General features: G+C 55.4%; 17 protein-coding genes. 9 read left to right on the forward strand and 8 right to left on the reverse strand.

Annotated features, from left to right (window positions below; all coding sequences use genetic code 11):
• Positions 1-6: 6 nt before the first annotated feature.
• Positions 7-96, reverse strand: coding sequence for a K(+)-transporting ATPase subunit F (kdpF, locus tag ACA074_RS19355; protein WP_007899818.1), 90 nt, complete (start codon positions 94-96; stop codon positions 7-9).
• A gap of 400 nt (positions 97-496) precedes the next feature.
• Here kdpF and eat point away from each other — a divergent pair, with 400 nt between their 5' ends.
• From eat to ACA074_RS19370, 3 genes are all read left to right on the forward strand, one after another.
• Entirely contained in the window at positions 497-1,861 is a 1,365-nt protein-coding gene (gene eat, locus ACA074_RS19360; protein ID WP_497677616.1) for an ethanolamine permease, read from the forward strand.
• Positions 1,862-1,990: 129 nt separating this feature from the next.
• Positions 1,991-2,158, forward strand: coding sequence for a DUF2897 family protein (locus ACA074_RS19365; RefSeq protein ID WP_103305695.1), 168 nt, complete (start codon positions 1,991-1,993; stop codon positions 2,156-2,158).
• 136 nt (positions 2,159-2,294) lie between these two features.
• Positions 2,295-2,852, forward strand: coding sequence for a TetR/AcrR family transcriptional regulator (locus tag ACA074_RS19370; RefSeq protein WP_497618275.1), 558 nt, complete (start codon positions 2,295-2,297; stop codon positions 2,850-2,852).
• On the opposite strand, the gene fabF is transcribed toward ACA074_RS19370, so the two are convergent.
• From fabF to ACA074_RS19400, 6 genes are all read right to left on the reverse strand, one after another.
• A complete protein-coding gene (gene fabF, locus ACA074_RS19375; RefSeq protein ID WP_489879071.1) occupies positions 2,849-4,123 on the reverse strand; it encodes a beta-ketoacyl-ACP synthase II in 1,275 nt (424 codons plus the stop codon). The genes ACA074_RS19370 and fabF overlap by 4 nt on opposite strands.
• Positions 4,124-4,155: 32 nt before the next feature.
• Complete coding sequence (locus ACA074_RS19380; protein WP_497677617.1) at positions 4,156-4,950, reverse strand: SDR family NAD(P)-dependent oxidoreductase; 795 nt, start codon at positions 4,948-4,950, stop codon at positions 4,156-4,158.
• A gap of 210 nt (positions 4,951-5,160) precedes the next feature.
• Positions 5,161-5,496 carry a ComEA family DNA-binding protein gene (locus ACA074_RS19385; RefSeq protein WP_489879069.1) on the reverse strand — a complete coding sequence of 112 codons (336 nt, stop codon included), beginning with the start codon at positions 5,494-5,496 and terminating at the stop codon, positions 5,161-5,163.
• A gap of 110 nt (positions 5,497-5,606) precedes the next feature.
• Positions 5,607-7,601 (reverse strand): polysaccharide biosynthesis protein, encoded by a 1,995-nt coding sequence (locus ACA074_RS19390; RefSeq protein ID WP_497659670.1) that lies wholly within the window; start codon positions 7,599-7,601, stop codon positions 5,607-5,609.
• Between the two features lie 104 nt (positions 7,602-7,705).
• Positions 7,706-8,728 (reverse strand): MraY family glycosyltransferase, encoded by a 1,023-nt coding sequence (locus ACA074_RS19395; RefSeq protein WP_497677618.1) that lies wholly within the window; start codon positions 8,726-8,728, stop codon positions 7,706-7,708.
• A complete protein-coding gene (locus tag ACA074_RS19400) occupies positions 8,725-9,693 on the reverse strand; it encodes a UDP-glucose 4-epimerase family protein (protein ID WP_497677619.1) in 969 nt (322 codons plus the stop codon). The genes ACA074_RS19395 and ACA074_RS19400 overlap by 4 nt, the downstream gene beginning before the upstream one ends.
• A 338-nt stretch (positions 9,694-10,031) precedes the next feature.
• On the opposite strand from ACA074_RS19400, the gene ACA074_RS19405 reads away from it, so the two are divergent.
• The 6 genes from ACA074_RS19405 (at position 10,032) to ACA074_RS19430 (ending at position 18,100) form a co-directional block, all read left to right on the forward strand.
• Positions 10,032-11,225, forward strand: a complete 1,194-nt coding sequence (locus tag ACA074_RS19405) for a DegT/DnrJ/EryC1/StrS family aminotransferase (RefSeq protein ID WP_497677620.1) — start codon at positions 10,032-10,034, stop codon at positions 11,223-11,225.
• Positions 11,222-12,166 (forward strand): glycosyltransferase family 2 protein, encoded by a 945-nt coding sequence (locus tag ACA074_RS19410; RefSeq protein ID WP_497615084.1) that lies wholly within the window; start codon positions 11,222-11,224, stop codon positions 12,164-12,166. The genes ACA074_RS19405 and ACA074_RS19410 overlap by 4 nt, the downstream gene beginning before the upstream one ends.
• Complete coding sequence (locus ACA074_RS19415; protein WP_497615085.1) at positions 12,159-13,115, forward strand: WxcM-like domain-containing protein; 957 nt, start codon at positions 12,159-12,161, stop codon at positions 13,113-13,115. The genes ACA074_RS19410 and ACA074_RS19415 overlap by 8 nt, the downstream gene beginning before the upstream one ends.
• Positions 13,112-13,537 carry a GtrA family protein gene (locus ACA074_RS19420; RefSeq protein WP_497657855.1) on the forward strand — a complete coding sequence of 142 codons (426 nt, stop codon included), beginning with the start codon at positions 13,112-13,114 and terminating at the stop codon, positions 13,535-13,537. Before ACA074_RS19415 ends, ACA074_RS19420 begins: the two co-directional genes overlap by 4 nt.
• Entirely contained in the window at positions 13,534-15,735 is a 2,202-nt protein-coding gene (locus ACA074_RS19425; protein ID WP_497677621.1) for a hypothetical protein, read from the forward strand. Before ACA074_RS19420 ends, ACA074_RS19425 begins: the two co-directional genes overlap by 4 nt.
• A 256-nt stretch (positions 15,736-15,991) precedes the next feature.
• A complete protein-coding gene (locus tag ACA074_RS19430; protein WP_497677622.1) occupies positions 15,992-18,100 on the forward strand; it encodes a hypothetical protein in 2,109 nt (702 codons plus the stop codon).
• Positions 18,101-18,232: 132 nt separating this feature from the next.
• Here the strand turns inward: ACA074_RS19430 and ACA074_RS19435 are convergent, their stop codons facing one another.
• The gene (locus ACA074_RS19435) at positions 18,233-20,257 is read right to left on the reverse strand and encodes an acyltransferase family protein (RefSeq protein ID WP_497657858.1); all 2,025 of its coding nucleotides are present in this window, start codon (positions 20,255-20,257) and stop codon (positions 18,233-18,235) included.
• Positions 20,258-20,341 lie beyond the last annotated feature (84 nt).

Here is a 20,341-nt window from a genome sequence, read left to right on the forward strand (position 1 = left end):
CCGCTCCTAGTTCCGATCCGCGCGCAACAGCGCAACCAACAGATAAATGAACAGCCCCACTGCCAATAGCAGTGACACCCCGTCCAGAACGCTCATGGAAGATCTCCGTGTTACGGCGTATTGCCGCGTGTGGAGGCATTGTCGGAAAGGAGGCTGTAAAGGAACGAGATCGAGGGGTGTGGCGGGGCATAAAGAAAGCGTAAAGAGTGGGTTTATGCGGGCTTTACGGGCGATTTATGCGGTGCTTGGGCTGGCCTCTTCGCGAGCAGGCTCGCTCCCACAGGGGGAACGCATTTCATAATGTGGGAGCGAGCCTGCTCGCGAAGGCGGCGGCGCAGACAACATCGCACTCAACTGGCGCACAAAACCCATGCATCCACCGCCAATCATCCCCCCTGCGACAGCTTTGAACTCATTACGACTTGTTTCACCGCGATGGCACGCCCACTGCACACGCCCTCCCCCGAGCTTTCCAAACCGTTCAGGGAGCAAACGCATGAACACACAACTCAAACCCACACTCGGCACGCTGCACCTGTGGGGCATCGCCGTGGGACTGGTGATTTCCGGGGAATACTTCGGCTGGAGTTACGGCTGGGGCGTGGCCGGAACGCTGGGTTTCCTGGTGACCTCGTTCATGGTCGCGACCATGTACACCTGTTTTATCTTCAGTTTCACCGAACTGACGACCGCGATTCCTCACGCGGGCGGGCCGTTTGCCTACAGCCGTCGTGCCTTCGGGGAAAAAGGTGGATTGATCGCCGGGCTGGCGACGCTGATCGAATTTGTCTTCGCACCACCGGCAATTGCCTTGGCCATCGGCGCCTACTTAAATGTGCAGTTTCCGGCCCTCGATCCGAAACACGCAGCAGTCGGTGCGTATATCGTCTTTATGGGATTGAACATCCTTGGGGTGAAACTGGCGGCAACCTTCGAGTTGATCGTCTGCGTGCTCGCCGTCGCCGAACTGCTGGTGTTCATGGGCGTCGTCGCACCAGCCTTCAGCTTCAGCAACTTCGCACTGAATGGCTGGGCCGGTTCGGATGTGTTCGGGGCACCCGCAATTGCCGGGATGTTCGCCGCGATTCCGTTTGCGATCTGGTTTTTCCTGGCGATTGAAGGCGCAGCGATGGCTGCCGAAGAAGCCAAGGATCCGAAACGCACGATTCCAAAGGCCTACATCAGCGGCATCCTGACGCTGGTGTTTTTGGCCATGGGCGTGATGTTCTTTGCTGGCGGCGTGGGTGACTGGCGCACCTTGGCAAACATCAACGATCCGTTACCGCAGGCGATGAAAACCGTGGTCGGCGATAACTCTGGCTGGCTGCACATGCTGGTATGGATTGGCCTGTTCGGGTTGGTGGCGAGTTTCCACGGGATCATCCTCGGCTATTCGCGCCAGTTCTTCGCCCTCGCCCGCGCCGGTTATCTGCCCGCTTCGCTGGCCAAGCTGTCGCGCTTCCAGACACCGCACCGGGCGATCATCGTCGGCGGCATCATCGGAATTGCCGCGATCTACAGCGACGGCCTGATCAACCTCGGCGGCATGACCCTCACTGCCGCGATGATCACCATGGCGGTATTCGGCGCAATCGTGATGTACATCATGAGCATGCTCAGCCTGTTCAAGCTGCGTAAATCCGAGCCGAACCTGGAGCGAACTTTCCGCGCGCCGTGCTACCCGCTGGTGCCGATGATTGCACTGGTGCTGGCGGTGGTGTGCCTGGTGGCGATGGCGTGGTTCAACACCTTGATCGGGCTGATTTTCCTCGGCTTCATGGCGGTCGGTTTCGGCTATTTCATACTCACCGGGCAACTACGCGCCAACGCGCCAGCCGATGCGATGCTGACCGGGCGTTAAGGGACTTCGGGTGCGCAGGGCATAACGCGCCTAGAATGGAACCACTGCGAAGTCGCTTCGCTCAAATGTGGTATGCAGCGTCGCACGGCGAAATCCTCGCCCGTCGATCTGCCATTAAGGAGAGCCGTTATGCCTTGGTATGCCTGGTTGATTCTGGTTGTTGCAATCGGCTCGATCGTTGGCGGACTGATGATGTTGAGAGACACCGCCAACAAGGTCGAACTGACCGATGAAGAACGTAAGCGCGTTGCGCAACGCAACGCGGAAATGGATGCAAAAGAAGCACAAGATCGTTAACAAAAACCCCGCCTGATTGGCGGGGTTTGTTTTTCAGATCCGTATCGGCGTTTCCGCACGCTTTTTAGAAGTAGAAGTACAGTCACCATTTAATTTTCCTTGGTTAAGATGGCGACATTGTTGCGGAGAGTTGCCGATGCGTTACTCGCAGGATCATAAAGCCCAGACCCATCAGCGCATTATCAAGGAAGCGTCGGCACGATTTCGCAAGGACGGGATCGGTGCAACCGGACTGCAGCCTTTGATGAAAGCTCTGGGACTGACCCATGGCGGCTTTTATTCGCACTTCAAATCCAAAGATGATTTGGTCGAAAAAGCACTGCAAGAGGCAAGCGATCAAGTCGATGGGTTATGCGCTGAAATTTTTGCGCAGGACAATCCCCTGCAGGTGTTCATCGACACCTACCTGTCCGAATGGCATCAGACCTCGCCACATGAGGGCTGCCCCCTGCCGACGATCTCCTCGGAACTGGGACTGCGCGGACAACCCAGTCCAACCAGCGACGCCGTACTCAACGCGCGACTGAGCCAGATCGAGAACACCCTGCAAGGTGACAACAGCGCCGACCGAGCCATCGTCATCATGTCGACTTTAGTTGGCGCTCTGTTACTGTCGCGCAGTGTCGCGGATGCCGAGTTGGCGCAGCGCATTCTCGACATCACCCGCGACCATCTCAAGCAAGCAGAAGGCTAAGCCTGCCATCGCTTGAACAACACGCTGGCATTCACCCCACCAAAGCCAAAGCCGTTGGACAATGCATATTCGATCGGCATTGATCGGGCCTGGCCATGGACGATGTCCACGCCTTCACTGGCAGGATCGGGGTTGTCGAAGTTGAGCGTCGGCGGTACCACCTGATCGCGAATCGCCAACAGCGTGAAGATCGCTTCGAGCCCACCGGCAGCGCCGAGCAGATGACCGGTAGCGGATTTGGTCGAGGTCACGGCGATTTTGTTCTGCGAGCCGAACACACTTTTGATTGCTGCCAGCTCGCCAAGATCACCCACCGGTGTGGAAGTGGCATGAGCGTTCAGGTGCTGCACCTGATCCGGCGCGATACCGGCCTGCGCCAAGGCCAACTCCATTGCACGCCGTGCACCGCTGCCATCTTCAGGGCCGGCGGTCAGATGATAGGCGTCGGCGGTGGTGCCGTAACCGACCAGTTCGGCCAAGGGTTTCGCACCGCGTGCCAAGGCGTGTTCCAGAGACTCGATCACCAGCAGGCCCGCGCCTTCGCCCATGACAAAGCCGTCACGACCGCTGTCGAATGGACGTGAGGCGCGCTCCGGGGTTTCGTTATAGCCGCTGGACAGCGCTCGTGCCGCGGCGAAACCCGCAAGACTGACCCGGTCAATCGCAGCTTCCGCCCCGCCGCACACGGCGATATCCGCTTCACCGGCCCGAATCATTCGCGCAGCGTCGCCAATCGCCTGAACCCCGGCGGCGCAGGCCGTTACCGGCGCGCCCAATGGACCTTTGAGGCCGTGCTGAATCGACACGTGACCGGCCGCCAGATTGACCAGAAAGGATGGAATGGTAAACGGCGACAGACGGCGGGGGCCGCGACTGTCAGTCGTGCGAACGGCGTCGGCTATGGCACCAAAGCCGCCGACACCGGAACCGATGATCGTCGCTGTGCGCTCCTGATCCCTACCCTCTTTTGGATGCCAACCGGCCTGCTCCAGCGCCTGTCGGGCCGCCTCCATGGCAAACATGATGAAGCGGTCCATCTTCTTCTGTTCTTTGGGTGGCGTGGCCCGATCAGGATCGAACCCCGCCTCGGCATCGTCTTCCAGGGTTGGCACGGCGCCACCGATTTTCGCCGGCAAATCAGCGACCACCGCATCCGGCAAGCTGCGCAATCCCGAACGCCCGGCGAGCAAACGCTGCCAAACGACTTCGACGCCGCTACCCAAAGGTGATACCAGGCCCATGCCCGTGACGACTACTCGACGCTGATCCATACCGCGTATACCTCTCACCGATTCAGAAGAACTTATTTGTAACGACTGGCTGCCGAACTGCGCGACAGATTCGGTGCCATCACGTGACGCGCTGCGACAAACGCATGCCACTCGTCTGCATCCGGCAAGGAAGGGATGGTAATGAGTTCGCCTTGATCCAGACCGGCCAGCGCTGCATCCACCATCTCGCCGGCCTCCATCACCATTTCTGCCGGGATGCCGCTGGCGTCGATACCGGAGCGCTCCCAGATTTCCGTGCGGGTGACGCCGGGCAGTACCGCTTGCACCTTGACCCCTGTGCCGTCGAGTTCGGCATTCAGCGATTGGGTGAGGCTCAACACGTAAGCTTTGCTGGCGCTGTAAGTGGCATTGAAGCGCTCAGGAAACAGCGCCACCACCGAGGCGATGTTGATGATCGTGCCGCGCCCGGCCTTGGCGAAACTCGCCGCAGCGGCCGATGCCAGTCGGGTGACCGTAGTGACATTGAGCTGGATCAGACGCTCCAGATTCTCCAGATCGGCGTTGGCCAACAGACCGTCAGCCGCAACACCTGCGTTGTTGACCAACAGGCTGATGCTCGAATCACTGCGCAGACGCTGCTCCAGCTTGAGTACGTCATCCTTTAGCGTCAGATCCGCCTTCATCACTTCCACCTGAACGCCATGAGCCTCGCGCAACTGGCTCGCGGCATTTTCCAGGCGCTCCAGATCACGGGCGACCAACAACAGATCGAACCCACGCGCTGCCAACCGCTCAGCGTAAATCGCACCGATACCGGACGATGCACCCGTGACAAGAGCCGTACCTTGGGCTGCAACAGAATTCATGACCGTACTCCTGAAATGCTTGAGGGATCGCCTCTGAATCCTTTTGATGCAGAGCGCGTGGAAATTATTATAGGCATAATTCAAAGCCAATATGATAGTCGTAATTTTTTGCTATCCGACGAGCGTCCCCTTCGCCTTCCCTGCCAAACTCGCGAACAGAAAAACAAAAAGGCCGGTCAATGACCGGCCCCTTGGCGTTGAACAATCAGCTTAGTTCACTTCCAGCTTATCGCGATTGCGATCCAGGATCGCCTTGCCGATCCCCTTCACTTCCAGCAACTCATCGACCGAGGAGAACGGCCCGTTTGTTTCGCGATACGTAACAATCGCTTTGGCCTTGGCCTCACCTACGCCTGACAGTTCCTTTTGCAGCGTCGCCGAGTCGGCTTCGTTGAGATCGATTTTTGCAGTCTGGGAAGATACCGCTGTATCCATCACCAAAGGCGCTTTGGGCGATTCCGCTGGCGCAACAGGTGCGGCAATAGCGGCGATCGAGGCGCTGGTGAGAAAGGCAAAAACCAAAGAGTAGAAGTAACCGGTACGCATAAGTGACGCTCCATCATCGTTTGAGAAAGCAGCTTTTCCGAAGCTGCTCCTCAAAAGTAGGTGATGGTTGGCGCATGTCAAAAATGCGTGCGTTACAGGATGTGAAACAATCAGGGTTCGAGACGGCGCTGCTGGTAGATCCAGTCGACGATTTCGCCGTCGGGGGTGTAGCCGCTGACGGTTTCTCGGAGGAGTTGGCGGACGCGGGAGTAATCATCCTTTTCAACCGCACTCAACAGATCGCTCAGCCTGGCCTTCAAAACTTCCCAAGGCAGATGATCTTCATTGGCGGACATGATCATCGGGTGGGAGGTCGCAGCGACGTTGTCACCGATCAACAGCTCTTCGTAGAGCTTCTCGCCCGGCCGCAATCCAGTGAACTCGATGGATATGTCGCCTTGAGGATTTCGCTCGGAACGAATGCTCAAACCTGACAGATGGATCATCTTCTCTGCCAACTCGACAATCCGCACCGGCTCGCCCATATCCAAAACAAACACATCGCCACCCTGCCCCATCGAGCCTGCCTGAATGACCAACTGCGCGGCCTCGGGGATAGTCATGAAATAGCGAGTGATCTTAGGATGCGTCACCGTCAGCGGTCCACCGGACTTGATCTGACTATGGAACAGCGGGATGACCGAGCCGGATGAGCCCAGTACATTGCCGAACCTGACCATGGTGAAGCGCGTTTTATTGACTCGGGAAACATTCGACTTATCGCCAAACAGGACGGGCGCAACCTCGCGGCTCAAAGCCTGCAAAGTCAATTCGGCCAGACGTTTAGTGCTACCCATGACATTGGTCGGGCGAACGGCTTTGTCGGTAGAGATCAGCACAAAATTCGATACACCAGACTGCAGCGCAGCCTGAGCGGTGTTGAGCGTACCAATCACGTTATTCAGAACACCTTCAGCGATGTTGTGCTCGACCATGGGCACATGCTTATAGGCCGCGGCGTGATAAACAGTGTCGACCTTCCAGGTTTTCATCACATCAAGGAGCTTGTCCTGATGCCGGATCGATCCGAGGATTGGCAGCAGCCTGACAGGCACCGACTCTCGAGAGCTCCGCTGCTCCAGTTCGGAAAGAATGCTGTAGAGGTTGAATTCACTGTGTTCGAACAGCAGCAGCGTGGTAGGCCCCAAGGCAAAAATCTGCCGGCACAACTCGGAGCCGATCGAGCCGCCCGCTCCCGTTACCATCACGGTCTTGCCTTTGATGCAGCGCTCCAGAAGATCAGGCTGCGCGGGCACGGAGTCACGCCCCAGCAAGTCGGCAATATCGACCTCCTGGATATCCTCGACCTTCACTCTTCCGCTCGCCAGATCGGTAAAATTAGGGACACTTCTGACATGCAGCGGGAAACCTTCCAGCAGATTCAGAATTTCCCGGCGCCGGGCACGCGTCGACGACGGAAGAGCAAGAAGTATCTCCTGAGCACCGGTGACATCGATCATCTGCTGAATATGTTTGGGTTTGTAAACATGCAAGCCGGATATAGAACGCTCGGCAATGCTCGCATCATCATCAACGAATGCAACCGGACGCATCACCTTGCCCATGCGCAGCGCCGCCACCAGTTGATTACCAGCGACCCCGGCGCCATAAATCGCGACCTTGGTCAAACCGTTGTCGCGGTTAGTGAACGGCACATGCTGGGCTGCGGTAAACCAGTCCCCCATGAAGTACTGACGCATGCATAGGCGCAGTCCGCCGATGATCACCAGACTCAGCCACCAATAATTGAAAATGATCGAGCGCGGCACCACCGCTTCATGGTTGCTGTACCAATAAACGACAACGGCCAGAATCAACGATGACAAACTCACGGCTTTGATGATGGCAATCAACGCATCATTACCGAAGTAACGCATTACGGCCCGATACATGCCAAAGCGAATAAACAGAGGGATGGCAACGATCGGAGCAAAAGCGAACAGCCAGAGATGCACCTTGAAAGGGTTGTACATGTCATCAATGCCAAGACGGACTATAAAGGCCAACCACAGCGCAACCCAGACAAGAACAATGTCCGTAGCTACCTGGATCATGCGTTTACGGCGCCTAGGCAGGCCTAACAGTCGCTCTCTGATTTTATCCATTGACTCCTCAAACACCTCAGTACCTCCCTTTAACTGCTGCATCGCGTTGGTTACCCTGGCGCGTACCCTGCACTCTAAACCGTTATGACCCATTCGTTAGCGAGTTATTCATTAATCCTTTCAAGTTCGCCAGCGCGAAACATGACTGCAAGCAATAGCAAAGGAGCATAGGCCACTATCAGCCCCACACTGCCGTCCAGTCCGAAATGTGATACAGCCACGGCAACCGGCAGTAACCAGAGCATATTGATCAATGCGACGGCGAGCGTTACCGGTAGATGACTGCCAAACCGACGAGAGGCAAACTGATAAGCATGGCTGCGATGCGCTTCATAAACTTTGTCGCCGCGCAATACACGCCGAAACAGGGTAAAAGTGGCATCGACAATAAATACCCCAAACAGGATCAACCAGGCCCACAGAAGATCCGCCGAGACCGTTGCTGCCTGCAAGGATAAGCCTCCCAGCACTATCCCCAGAAAACCGCTCCCGGCATCGCCCATGAATATGCGCGCAGGAGGAAAGTTCCAGAACAGAAACCCGGCGACGCATACCGACAACAATAAGGGTGCCCAGACCAATTGGGGCCACCCGCCCAGCCAGCCAAGAAAACAGGCTCCGAGACACACACAAATGGCTTCTACGCTTGCAATGCCGTCGATGCCGTCCATGAAGTTATAAAGGTTGAGCAGCCAGACCAGATAAAACGCCGCAAGAATCTGGCCCACGGCGCCCAGGTCGAACTCGACACCCCATAAACGGATCGCCGGCAAGCCGCCCATCCACACCAGCAGCCATATCGCGGCCGCAAAGTGACCCAGCAAGCGCCAGCGTGCCGCGATATGTCCATGGTCATCCATGAAGCCGAGCAACGCTACCAGGCTTCCAGAGCCGGCAATGGCCCAAAAATGGGCTGGAGCGATCAACTCCCGCCATAGCAGAAACATCATCGCCAGAAGGAATGCCAGCACTATCGCGACACCACCACCACGAGGGGTCGGCACCGAGTGCGAGCTTCGCGCATTGGGAACGTCCAGCAGGCTGCGCGACAGCGCGTAATGGCGCAACACCCAGGTAAGACTGAATGCGAGCAGAGCGATGACGGGAATAATCCATCCGTAGTTCATGGTTGAGCAGAATCCAGAAAATGCTGCGCCGTCAGACTCAGAGCGCGATCAAGTGTAATCGGAGGTATCCAGTTCAACAGCTTTCGGTTTTTTTCGATATCAACCTGCAAGGAACCGAACAGCCTTTGCGACAATGCGTGACGCCCCAGCAGGCTGGCCACACTGCTCATCAAACCAACTGGCACCGGCAGCAGCCGGGCGGGATGCCCCAGCGCTGCCGCCAGCTTGCGCAATAACTGCGTGGTTGAGACATCCTCGCCATCACTGCCCAGGAAGATCTGATTGGCTGCTGCGGGGTGCTCGGCACACGTCAGAATCAGATCGACCAGATTGTCGATGGCAATCAGGCTACGTTGATTGCGAACTGCACCAAACGGCAACGGCACGCCGCGATGGAGCCAGCGAATCATGCTGAGGAAGTTGGCCTTGACACCTGGCCCGTAGACCAACACCGGACGGATGATGACTACCTCCATGCCGGTATCGGCCGCAAGCGCCTGTAGCGCCCGTTCAGCTTCGAGCTTGGAAATACCGTAAGGATCACCGGGTGCGGGAATATCGTCCGCGGTGTAAGCCCGACCGCCAGTGGTGCCGTCTCCGTTCACCTTGATCGAACTGATAAAGATAAATCGCTTGACCCCAATCGCCGCTGCCTGACGCGCCAGATGCAAGGTACCGTCGACATTTACCTGACGAAAAGCGCTCAAAGGGTCGGCGCAAACTTCATTCATGACGTGCACTCGCCCGGCTGCGTGAACGACACAGTCAATACCGCTCAACATCGACGTCCAGTCCTGCCGGTTATCGAGCCCGGCGTATGCCATCGAACGCACCCCACGCGGGAATTCCACTGACATGTCGCGCACCGGCGCCAGCACAGAGCATTGAACATGGACCAGTCGTTCGATTAGTGCACGCCCGACGAAACCGGTTCCACCAGTGACCAGGAATGTCTTGAAGTTCATGGGCGACCCTTTGGGAAAACATTAATGACTGCAGAGAAACAGCAGCAAATCTGTCAGTGAGGTAAAGACCAGACGGTCGACTGTGGTGAATCAGAAACACACCAGTGCAGACGGATTGGGGAAGCAGTTTATTGAATCGGCGTACGCTTGACCACTTTCAGCGAGCAGCGTTATTTCGCTGCCCAGCGCTTCGTTACTCAACTGGATATTCAGAGTCGTTTGTTTCGCGAAATCCACTCTGCCCGGTCAAACAAATTGCATAAAAGTATTTTGCTGGTTGGAGCTGGCTCAGGGTACGGATAGAATCCGTGCGGAAATGGAATGAAGGCTTTTCCTAAATGAAAAACAGCCTCTTCCCTTCCTACGCATCGAATTTCGGCCAACGCCGAAATAAAAAGCTATTGCACGCCTTTTGCTTCGAAATGGAGAGCCCCATGCAGCAAATCAACGACCTTGCAGCGAAGATAGAAAAGTTTCGATCGCAGATTAATTCTTCGGTCCAGCGGGTGGTCGCGAGCGGATGGGTGATCTTGGGGCCGGAAGTCAAACGCTTCGAAGCTGCTTTTGCACAGTATTTGAATGCCAGCCACTGCGTGACTGTTGCCAACGGTACCGATGCGATTGAACTGGCACTCAAGGCACTCGGCGTCGCGAAAGGTGATCAGGTCGCAACCGTTGCCAACGCAGGCATGTACACCACCACGTCGGTTCTGGCGATCGGAGCCGAACCGCTGTTCATGGATGTCGACGTGAACACCCAGGTGGTAACGCTCGACAGCGTGAAACATGCCGTGGATGCCGGGGCGAAGGCGGTTGTCGTCACCCATTTGTATGGTTTGGCAATCCCGGAGATCAAAGCCATCGCCCAATTCTGCGCCGAGCGCAATATCCCTCTACTCGAGGACTGTGCACAGGCACACGGTGCCGAACGTGACGGTCAACGGGTCGGCACATTCGGCGACGCGTCAAGCTTCAGCTTCTACCCGACTAAAAACCTCGGTGCATTGGGTGACGGCGGAGCGGTTGTGACCAACTCGACCAAAATTGCCCAACGCGTGGCACAACTACGCCAGTACGGTTGGTCCTCGAAATACTGCGTAGAGCTGGATGGCGCCCGCAATAGCCGCCTGGATGAAATGCAAGCGGCAATCCTGTCTGAGTTCCTGCCGTATCTCGATCAAGAAAACGCGCTCCGCCGCGCGATCGCAGCGCGCTACAGAAACGAAATCAACCACGCCGACGTCACTCATCCGCTAGATTACGACACGGCCTCAGTTGCACACTTGTATGTGATCAAGTCGTCGAAGCGTGACGCGTTGCAACAGCACTTGCGCACGGCGCAGATTGCTTCTGACGTCCACTATCCGATTCCGGACTACAAGCAGCCGGTCTTCGGCCAGCGGTTTGCCGACATGTCACTGCCAAACACCGAGCAACTTGCCAGCGAGATCCTCACGCTGCCGTGCTATCCGGGCATGCCAGATGAAGCGGTCAGCGCCGTGATCAAGGCCGTCAACGGATGGGCTGCATGAAATACTCCGTAATCGTCCCGGTCTATAAAAACGCCGACTCGATACCGCGGCTGCTTCAGGCTTTGACGGACATGAACAACACGCTCGAGAACCAGCTCGAAGTGGTTTTCGTGGTAGACGGCAGTCCCGACCAATCGTTTGCCATGCTTAAACAAGCGTTGAGCACACTGAGCTTCAGCGCACAACTGCTCGCTCACTCGCGCAACTTCGGCTCATTTCCTGCGATCCGCACCGGACTGATGGCGGCCAGAGGCGATTATTTCGGCGTGATGGCAGCCGACCTGCAAGAACCACCAGAACTGCTGATCAGCTTCTTCAAGTCGCTGTCCAACGACGAATGCGATGTCGCCATCGGCACACGCAATGCCAGGCAGGACCCGCTTTCCAGTCGCATGGCTTCATCGCTCTTCTGGGGCTTGTATCGCCGACTGGTTGTGCACGACATGCCCAAGGGCGGCGTGGACATCTTCGGCTGCAACAAGGCGTTTCGGGAACAGCTGTTGCAACTCAACGAATCCCGCTCGTCACTGATTGCCCTGATCTTCTGGCTGGGCTTTCGCCGCAAGTTCATCGAGTACGAGCGCCAGACCCGACTTGAGGGCAAGTCAGCCTGGACGTTCAAGAAAAAGCTCGAATACATGATGGATAGCGTGTTCGCCTTCACCGACTACCCGATCAGACTGCTGACCAGGATGGGCGCGATGGGCTCGCTCATTTCGCTGTTCATTGGCGCGATGGTGATCATGGCGCGGCTGTCCGGCGCGATTGAAGTTCCGGGCTACGCCGCGACAATGGTGGTGGTACTGCTGCTGGGAACATTAAATCTGCTCGGCCTCGGCCTGGTAGGCACCTATGCCTGGCGCGCCTACGAAAACAGTAAGCAGCGGCCATTGGCGATTGTCTGCATGAAGCTCGATAACCAGGAGAATCCAAGTGACTGAAGCCTTCATCCACGCGACGGCCGATGTGAAAAGCAAGAACATCGGCGAAAACACGCGAATCTGGCAATACGTGGTGGTGTTCGAGAACGCAGTAATCGGAAACGACGTCAATGTTTGCTCGCACTCCCTGATCGAGAACGATGTGGTCATCGGCGACCGTACGACCATCAAATCCGGCGTTTATGTGTGGGATGGCCTGCGAATCGGCGCCGACGTGTTCATCGGCCCGAATGCCACGTTCACCAACGACAAGTTCCCGCGCTCGAAAGTCTATCCGGAGTCTTTTTCCCAAACAGTAATTCAGGACGGCGCCTCGATCGGCGGCGGCGCAGTGATCCTGCCCGGCGTCACCATCGGCACCGGCGCCATGGTCGGCGCTGGCGCTGTGGTCACCAAGTCAGTACCGCCTTACGCCATCGTTACCGGCTCCCCCGCACGTATCACCGGATACGTGGAAAACTCAGCCTCGAGCGATGCTGCTATCCCCCCCGCACCAAAACCTGCACAGCAGGATGACGCGGTCGTACGTATTGGCGTGGGCGATGTCACGACTCATCGCTTCAAGCACGTTCCTGACATGCGCGGTGATCTTTCCGTCGGCGAGTTTGACCGAGAGATTCCTTTCACACCCAAGCGCTACTTCCTGGTATTCAACGTACCCAGCCAGAAAACCCGTGGCGAACACGCCCATCACAAGTGCCATCAGTTCCTGATTTGCGTCAAAGGCAGTTGTGCAGTAGTGGTCGATGACGGTACCAATCGTGCGGAAGTTCTTCTTGATGCACCGAACAAAGGCATTTACCTGCCACCGATGACTTGGGGCATTCAGTACAAATATTCTGAAGACGCAGTACTGCTGGTGTTCACCTCCGATTACTACGACAACGCCGACTACATTCGCGATTACTCGGAATTCACCAAACTTACTGCACAAAAATCTGCGCTGTGAGCGGACTGAAAGACAACCCGAACGTTCGTCGCTGGCTAAGCTTTCTTGCCGGCGGCGGACTTAATACCGGGCTCACGTATTGCCTGTACCTGATTTTGAGTCATTGGATCGACTATCAAGTCGCTTACGCAATTGCGTACGCGGCCGGGATAGTCTTTGCGTATTTCTTCAACTCCAAATTTGTATTCAAGGTAGAGCAGTCGCTGATTGGCATGGCCATCTACCCGACTATCTATCTGGTCCAATACATTTTCGGAGCGCTGTTGCTCAACCTCTTGGTGGAACACCTGAACCTGCACAAAGCCATCGCGCCAATACTGGTCATCTTGCTACTTCTGCCATCAAGTTACCTTTTAAACAAAGTCGTTCTGAAGGCAACTCATAAAACAAAGCCCTCGAAGGATCAACAAGGCAACCCATGACAGCGACTACACAACCGGCGATGACCAACCCGTCTTCGCTGGAAAAAACACAAGCGTTTACTTGGCTGGCCCACCTGGGACCGGCACTATTGACAGTAATTTTCATGTGGCTACCCTTTGGCTTTGCCATGACCGGGCTGCTCGAAGAATGGGGTGTAATCGGCCTATTCAGCAGGATAGGAGTGTTTTTCATCACAGACGTGAGCAGCGCGATGCCCGCCCACGCGCTGCGTCCGCTGACTATTTTCCCGCACGCTCTAGCTTATTATCTTGATCCGGATACGTTCAATTATTGGCACGTACTGCTGATCATCGCGCTGGTCATCAAGGGTTGGGCGCTCAGCGTCCTCACCACGCGGGTAACCGGCGCGGTGAAATGGGGAATGCTGGCTAGCGTCCTTGTCATCATTTTTCCTGCTGACACCATGCAGTTGTCTTTCCGCTCGATTCATATCAACTGGGCGTTGAGCCTGGCGTTGTTGGCGAGCGTCGTGTTTATGCATGCCCTGGATCAAAAAAACCGGGTTCGCTCGTTCATATTCAGTGTATTAGGCAGCCTGCTGATTGCTGCCGGATGTGCAATGTATGAAGTCTCACTGCTGCTGGCCGCCATTCCTGCGCTGGTGATCTTCATCCAGATCGGTTTCAAGGGCATCGCTGCACATGTCAAACGATATTATGGCCAGCATCTGGTGTGGGCAGCGGGTGTCCTTGCCTATGTAGCCTATGTCGTCCACACCGCCCCACTGGTACAGACTTATCAAGGGGCTGTCGTTGGTGACAATGCGCTCGCATCCCTGAAAGCCTACTATCCGAAAATTTTCACTCTTGGACTCGGACGCAGCATTTTTGGCGGCTGGGTCGATGCAATCAAGATCACACTCACGGAAATCAGCACTTACTGGTACCTGGCCCTGGCGACTCTCGCACTCCTTGCGCTGATCCAGTTTGTTGCGAGAATCTCTGCTAACTCTGCGCCTTTCTCAGATCCCAAGTCGCCAAGTCCGGTACTGCTCGCGCGCATGGTAATTGCCGGCGTGATATTGATCTGCCTCGGATACTTGCCCTTCATCTTCAACCTTGCGCACATGTCTGTGAGCCAGCGCACATTCCTGTACGCTGCCCCTGGTGCGACACTGCTCTTCGTAGCGCTGTGCGTCGCGATCAATCGTTATTCGAAAGTCGCCAGTACAGCAATCGCCGCGGGCATGATTTTCACTGGCCTTGCAGCGCAGATATTCCAGTTTCAGCACTACGTGGATATTTCGAAGAGACAACAAACTGTTCTTAAAGACATTGTTGAAAACTTCGATGGCAACGCAGTCAATAAGACCCTGGTGATACTCGACTACTCCAATGAGCTTAATCATGACTGGATGTTCCTGAATCCGAATCTGGCTTCTACCCTCTTCCATATTTACGGAAAACCTGTCGACACGCTGGAAGTTTGCTACATGCCGAGCGGTGAATGGCAGCAATCAGACTCGCTATTGCGCAAAGGCACCTGCGAGGAAACGGCTGATGGCTGGACATTCCACTACCCTACCCCGACAGGGGGCCCCGGTATGGAACGGACCGTCCAACAGCCAGATAAAAAGCTGTCCAAAGTCGAGGTTGTCACCGTTGCTGTGGGCAAGGGACTGATTACGCCGGCCAGCCCCGCGCTGGAAACATATCGGCGCAATCTCGCATCGGGAGCACTACCCATCACCGCCCGCTTGCATGGCCTCACCGAAACCGCCCCGTGGTTCGACTTTTTCAGGTTTCGCAGCCAGGAACACAAGGACGAATATTTCTGGGGTTTTGGTCGCTGGTGGAGCCTGGACTCACCGATTGCAGGCTCTGGATGGCGTAATACCGAGTGGGAAAGCAGTCGGTTTTCCCACATGTCTTCGGCCTGGAAAAATGCTCCGCGCGCCTCACTCATCTTTGACATGACGCCAACACCTGGGCCTTACAGCATCAGTGGACTGTTCAATGCTTTTGCCAACGATAAAATTCGTGGCGAGATGCAGGTACTGGTGAATGGCGCAGCGGTGCCCGTTCAATGGAGTGCAGACGGTAGCTTCGGCGGTGACCTGGACCCGCAACTGCTCAAGACCGGAAAAAACGTCATCGAGTTTGTCTCGGGAGTAGATGACAACTATTACGGACTATCGGCAAGACTGGACTGGGTCAGAATTGCCAAGCAGCACTGATAACCTGTCGAAACACTGACCAGGTGGAGTTACTCGTGAGGATCGATTGATTCTCACGAGCAACCTCTACCGCTCAAATCAACCTCCTCCGACGCATACGACACTTATGAATGCTCGGCGCGCGAACCAAGGCACACTGATGATTACAAGGCCTTCGACGGAAACGAGCCAGCCTTGTCCCGTCTCCAAAGAAACACGAACAACGCCAATACGTTCGTTGCCAGGCCACTGGCTTGCTCACATCGTTCCCGCAGCCATGGTTGTTCTGATCCTGTGGCTACCTTTCGGCTTTGCCTTGACCGGACTTCTCGAAGAATGGGTTGTTCTGGGACTCTTCATAAAAGAGGGTACGTTTTTCTTCACGGGCATAAACAGTCCGTTATCCCCTCACGCCCTGCGTCCGCTGACGATATTCCCTCAAGCCGCCGGGTATTGGCTGGACAGCAACTCGTTTAACTACTGGCACGTACTGCTGATAGTCGCTCTGATAATCAAAGGTTCTGCTCTGAGTTATCTGACCAGGAAGCTCACCGGAAGCCTGACGCTGGGAATGATTGCAAGCGTGCTGGTCATCATCTATCCAGCCGACACCATGCAGCTTTCGTTCAGGGCTATTCATATTAACTGGGCACTAAGCCTGGCGCTCTTGGGCAGCGCCATATTCCTTGGCGCGCTGGAGATGGAACGCAAGCTGGCCGCATACATGGTCAGTGCAATCGGTGCCGCACTGTTTGCATCGGCGTGCTTCATGTACGAAGCATCCTTGTTACTCGCCTGCATCCCTGCGCTGATCATTTTTTCGATGATCGGGTTCAAAGCCTTCTTGGCTCGGCTCAAGCACAAGGCAGTCGAACATAGCGTCTGGGTACTAGGTGTCCTCAGCTACGTCGCTTACGTTGCTTACACCGCTCCGCTAGTAAAAAGCTATCAAAGCAGCATCGCCGGCTCAAACATTATGAGCACCTTGCAGCTCAACATCTCGAAACTATTCAGCGTCGGATTTGTGCGAAGCACACTCGGGGGATGGTTCGACGCAGCTCAAATTACATTGCGCGAGTACGTGAATTACGGATACCTGATCGTCAGCAGTCTTTGCCTGATACTGATCATCGTTGCAATTGCCAAATTTACCTGCGCTCAACAATCAGACAAGCGACGATTCAGCGACTTGCCTCTGAATGCACGACTGGCACTGTCGGGCATTATTCTGCTGCTGCTTGGCTACGCGCCATTTCTCTTATCAGGAGCTCACGTAGCTATAAGCCAGAGAACATTCCTGTTCACAGCTCCTGGCGCAGTCCTGCTCTGGATAGCCGTGTTAAATACGGGCTACTCCCTGTCAAAAACCATCACCAATGTTTGTGTGGGTTTTTTCTTTGTCACTGGTCTGTCCTTCCAGCTCTATCAATTCCATCACTATATTGAAATCTCGAAGAAGCAAATGGCAGTTTTACAAGACATTGCCATGCAGTTCGATGGCAAGCTTGACGGTAAAACACTGCTGATTCTTGACTATGGCAACCAGCTCAACCATTCGTGGATGTTCATCGCCGACGGTCTGGTCGGATCACTGTCTTATCTATATGGAAAACCCGTCGCGAATATTCAGGTTTGTCACATGCCCAGCCGTGAGTGGCAGCAAGTCGACTCGGTACAACGTAAGGGCAAGTGCATCGAGAACGCACATGACTGGACGTTCCAGTACCCCACATCTGTGAGCGGACCAAGCCTTCCTGCCACGTCACCGGCCGACAGTATTGTGCTTGCGAAGTCAGATGTGATCGCGATAGCAATCGGCAGAGAAAACGGCGTCGGCACCATAAGCGGCGCACCGTCGGTGCTCGCCTCGAAAATCCCCGAAGGCGTGGTTGAGCAGCGCTATCGGAACGTCGTGAATGTGATCGACGAGAAAACGCGTTTCATCCGCTTCAGAGACGCTATGGTCACTGATGACTACAAATGGACTTTCGGGAAGTGGTGGAGCATGGAGATTCCAACCCAAGGTTCAGGCTGGCGGGAAGCAAGCTGGGATGTGGGGTATTTCCATCATCAGTCAACTGCTTGGAAAAGCGAGAAGCAATCCAGCCTGCTATTCAAGTTCCAGCCCAAACCCGGACGCACTTACGTACTTAAGGGCAAGTTTAGCCTGATCATCAATAACGCGGTCTTGGAGAGCATGGCAATATCGATCAATGGCTCTCCAGTTGCACTTCAGTGGGGAGCGCTTGGCAGCTTCAAAGCGACGATTAATGAAGGAGTACTGAAGGACGGCTCGAATATCATCGAGTTCGACTCAGTGACTGACGATAGTTACTTCGGTCTGTCCGCGATTTTTGAGGGCTTCCACATCTCGCGCCAGCCGTAACCGGATCGGGAGAGTCCAAGTCAGCCGCTCAAGGGCAAATCCCTTGAGCGGCTACCTCACCTACCCACAGCGCCTCAGGCTCTGAACACAGCAGAATGTGAACCACTGCCAGAACCTTTGGACTATGACCGCCTAGTGATCGGTAACTCCCAGTTCGGCTGCAATGGCCTTGACTGCGAACGCCGAACCGCGAGGAGTGAGGTGCACGATATCCAGATAGAACGCATCCCCGCTCGATGCCGACTCGCGCATCAGACATCCCTCTTTGTTGCACATCTTCTCGACTACCGAGATATAGATAGCGCCGGACTGCTGTGCGAGATTTCTCAAGTTCTGCTCCGCGACCTCAGTTCTGGTATGGGACTCAGAGCCGGACTCTTGCCCGTATTTCGAATAATCCAACCGCTCAGAGGGAACACGATGCAGCGGGTCACTGCTCCACAAGTTGAACGCGATACGCGAAGGAGTGTCTTTCCAAGCAGGAGTCGGACCCAAGAGAATAACCCTGCGAACACCAGCGGCCTGTATTTGTTTAATGGTTGCCGCTAGTAGGGACTTGTCGTATTCACCCCACATGGCAGCGAGAATCACCGTATCGGGCACCAATTCGCGAACCTTATCAATCGTCCACTGATTGTTGGACGCGCAGGCCGGATTTCCCCCATGAAACCCCACCATTGGCGCACAAGCGGAAGACGTGAATTGCGCCAGTCGGAACGCACCAGAACGATCGGCCAGCCCACGCAGCCCGGAGTAAACCGCTGCCGCACCAGAGTCGCCCCACAAGACCCAAAGAGGTTTGTCGCCTTTGTCGACGCACTCCGCAGCATACTGATTAGCGTCCTGACCAATATCCATGAAGCAAACATGGTTGCGCAAAGCTGCACGATAGCTGTCGAGATCGTACTCAGTAGCTCGCTGAATAATGTCCGGGTAGCGTGAAGCGAAGCCGCCCTGCTTGAAAATTACACCTGCGCTCAGGCCCGCCACACACATTGAGGCACAAAGTGCGAAAACCTTGATCCGGGTTCTGGAGCCTGAGCGAAACGGGCGCTCGATATAGAGATAGGTGAGAGTGGCGAGGATCGCACTCAATACCAACAACCCCAACCGCATAGACCAGCTCAACCCCTCCGGATAAGCCGTTCTGGCGAAAGTAAGGATTGGCCAGTGCCACAAATAAAGCGGGAAACTGATCAGTCCGATGGCGATCATCGGACGGCTGCTCAGCAAAACCCGATTTACCCATGCACTAGATCCCGCAGCAATGATCAATGCCGTGCCGATCGTGGGGATCAGTGCCCACTTCCCGGGGAAGGGCAAAGTATCCTTGATTCGAATAATTGCATAAGTGATGAACAGCATGCCGACAATCGACATAACCGTTCGCGCCTTCGGTCTGCCAAGAAAGCTCGCAACGACACTCAAAACCCGGTAGTGCGAAACAAATTTAAGCCCCGACGTGGTGCTCAAGCATGCCAAAAATGCACCGACAATCAATTCCCACCCGCGAGAAAGTGGCGAATAGAAAGTCGCCGTAGCATGCTCACGCACCTCAATCACGTTGAGGGCGAACGATGCAATACCGACAACGACGACGAGCAGCAACACTGGAGCACGCAGCCGCCAGGCAGCCCAAAGCAGGAGCGGCCAAACGACATAGAATTGCTCTTCGATTCCAAGAGACCAAAGATGCAATAGTGGTTTGAGTTCAGACGCCTTGTCGAAATAGCCAGCCTCGCTCCACAAAACAAAGTTTGAAACGAACGTAGCCCCACCCAAGACATGTTTCGCTAGCTGAGCCAGGTCATCAGCGAGCATCGTGTTCCAACCGAACGCCAGGCAAACCGCCAGTACTGTAAACAGTGCGGGAAAGATCCGTCGTATGCGTCGAGAGTAAAAATCAGCAATGCTGAAAGTACCCCGCTCCAGCGTCGTCAGAATAACCTTGGATATCAAGTAACCCGAGATGACGAAGAATACATCCACGCCCACAAATCCCCCGCGCAGCAGCGTGGGAAAGGCATGAAAAAACAACACGGCTAAAACGGCAATAGCCCTGAGTCCATCGATATCAGGTCGATAGCCGATGTGGCTTATGTGGTCACCGGAAATGCGCGGAGATAGCGGCAGGCTATGGGTCTCGCTTACAGTCATTGTTATTTACCAGCACCAGTTCTTATTTAAAGGAAGGCTCGGACCTAGTCCAGGTCCTGAGCAACAGAAGGATTTTTCCACCAA

The organism is Pseudomonas sp. LBUM1655 (assembly GCF_059716085.1).

What these genes read in the sequence shown, in the direction of transcription:
- ACA074_RS19365 (WP_103305695.1), top strand. Translation starts at nt 1,991, where the DNA reads ATGCCTTGGTATGCCTGGTTGATTCTGGTTGTTGCAATCGGCTCGATC.
- ACA074_RS19395 (WP_497677618.1), bottom strand. Translation starts at nt 8,728, where the DNA reads ATGAACTACGGATGGATTATTCCCGTCATCGCTCTGCTCGCATTCAGT.
- ACA074_RS19390 (WP_497659670.1), bottom strand. Translation starts at nt 7,601, where the DNA reads ATGGATAAAATCAGAGAGCGACTGTTAGGCCTGCCTAGGCGCCGTAAA.
- ACA074_RS19430 (WP_497677622.1), top strand. Translation starts at nt 15,992, where the DNA reads ATGGTTGTTCTGATCCTGTGGCTACCTTTCGGCTTTGCCTTGACCGGA.
- ACA074_RS19370 (WP_497618275.1), top strand. Translation starts at nt 2,295, where the DNA reads ATGCGTTACTCGCAGGATCATAAAGCCCAGACCCATCAGCGCATTATC.
- eat (WP_497677616.1), top strand. Translation starts at nt 497, where the DNA reads ATGAACACACAACTCAAACCCACACTCGGCACGCTGCACCTGTGGGGC.
- ACA074_RS19435 (WP_497657858.1), bottom strand. Translation starts at nt 20,257, where the DNA reads ATGACTGTAAGCGAGACCCATAGCCTGCCGCTATCTCCGCGCATTTCC.
- fabF (WP_489879071.1), bottom strand. Translation starts at nt 4,123, where the DNA reads ATGGATCAGCGTCGAGTAGTCGTCACGGGCATGGGCCTGGTATCACCT.
- ACA074_RS19400 (WP_497677619.1), bottom strand. Translation starts at nt 9,693, where the DNA reads ATGAACTTCAAGACATTCCTGGTCACTGGTGGAACCGGTTTCGTCGGG.
- kdpF (WP_007899818.1), bottom strand. Translation starts at nt 96, where the DNA reads ATGAGCGTTCTGGACGGGGTGTCACTGCTATTGGCAGTGGGGCTGTTC.
- ACA074_RS19405 (WP_497677620.1), top strand. Translation starts at nt 10,032, where the DNA reads ATGAAAAACAGCCTCTTCCCTTCCTACGCATCGAATTTCGGCCAACGC.
- ACA074_RS19380 (WP_497677617.1), bottom strand. Translation starts at nt 4,950, where the DNA reads ATGAATTCTGTTGCAGCCCAAGGTACGGCTCTTGTCACGGGTGCATCG.
- ACA074_RS19385 (WP_489879069.1), bottom strand. Translation starts at nt 5,496, where the DNA reads ATGCGTACCGGTTACTTCTACTCTTTGGTTTTTGCCTTTCTCACCAGC.
- ACA074_RS19425 (WP_497677621.1), top strand. Translation starts at nt 13,534, where the DNA reads ATGACAGCGACTACACAACCGGCGATGACCAACCCGTCTTCGCTGGAA.
- ACA074_RS19410 (WP_497615084.1), top strand. Translation starts at nt 11,222, where the DNA reads ATGAAATACTCCGTAATCGTCCCGGTCTATAAAAACGCCGACTCGATA.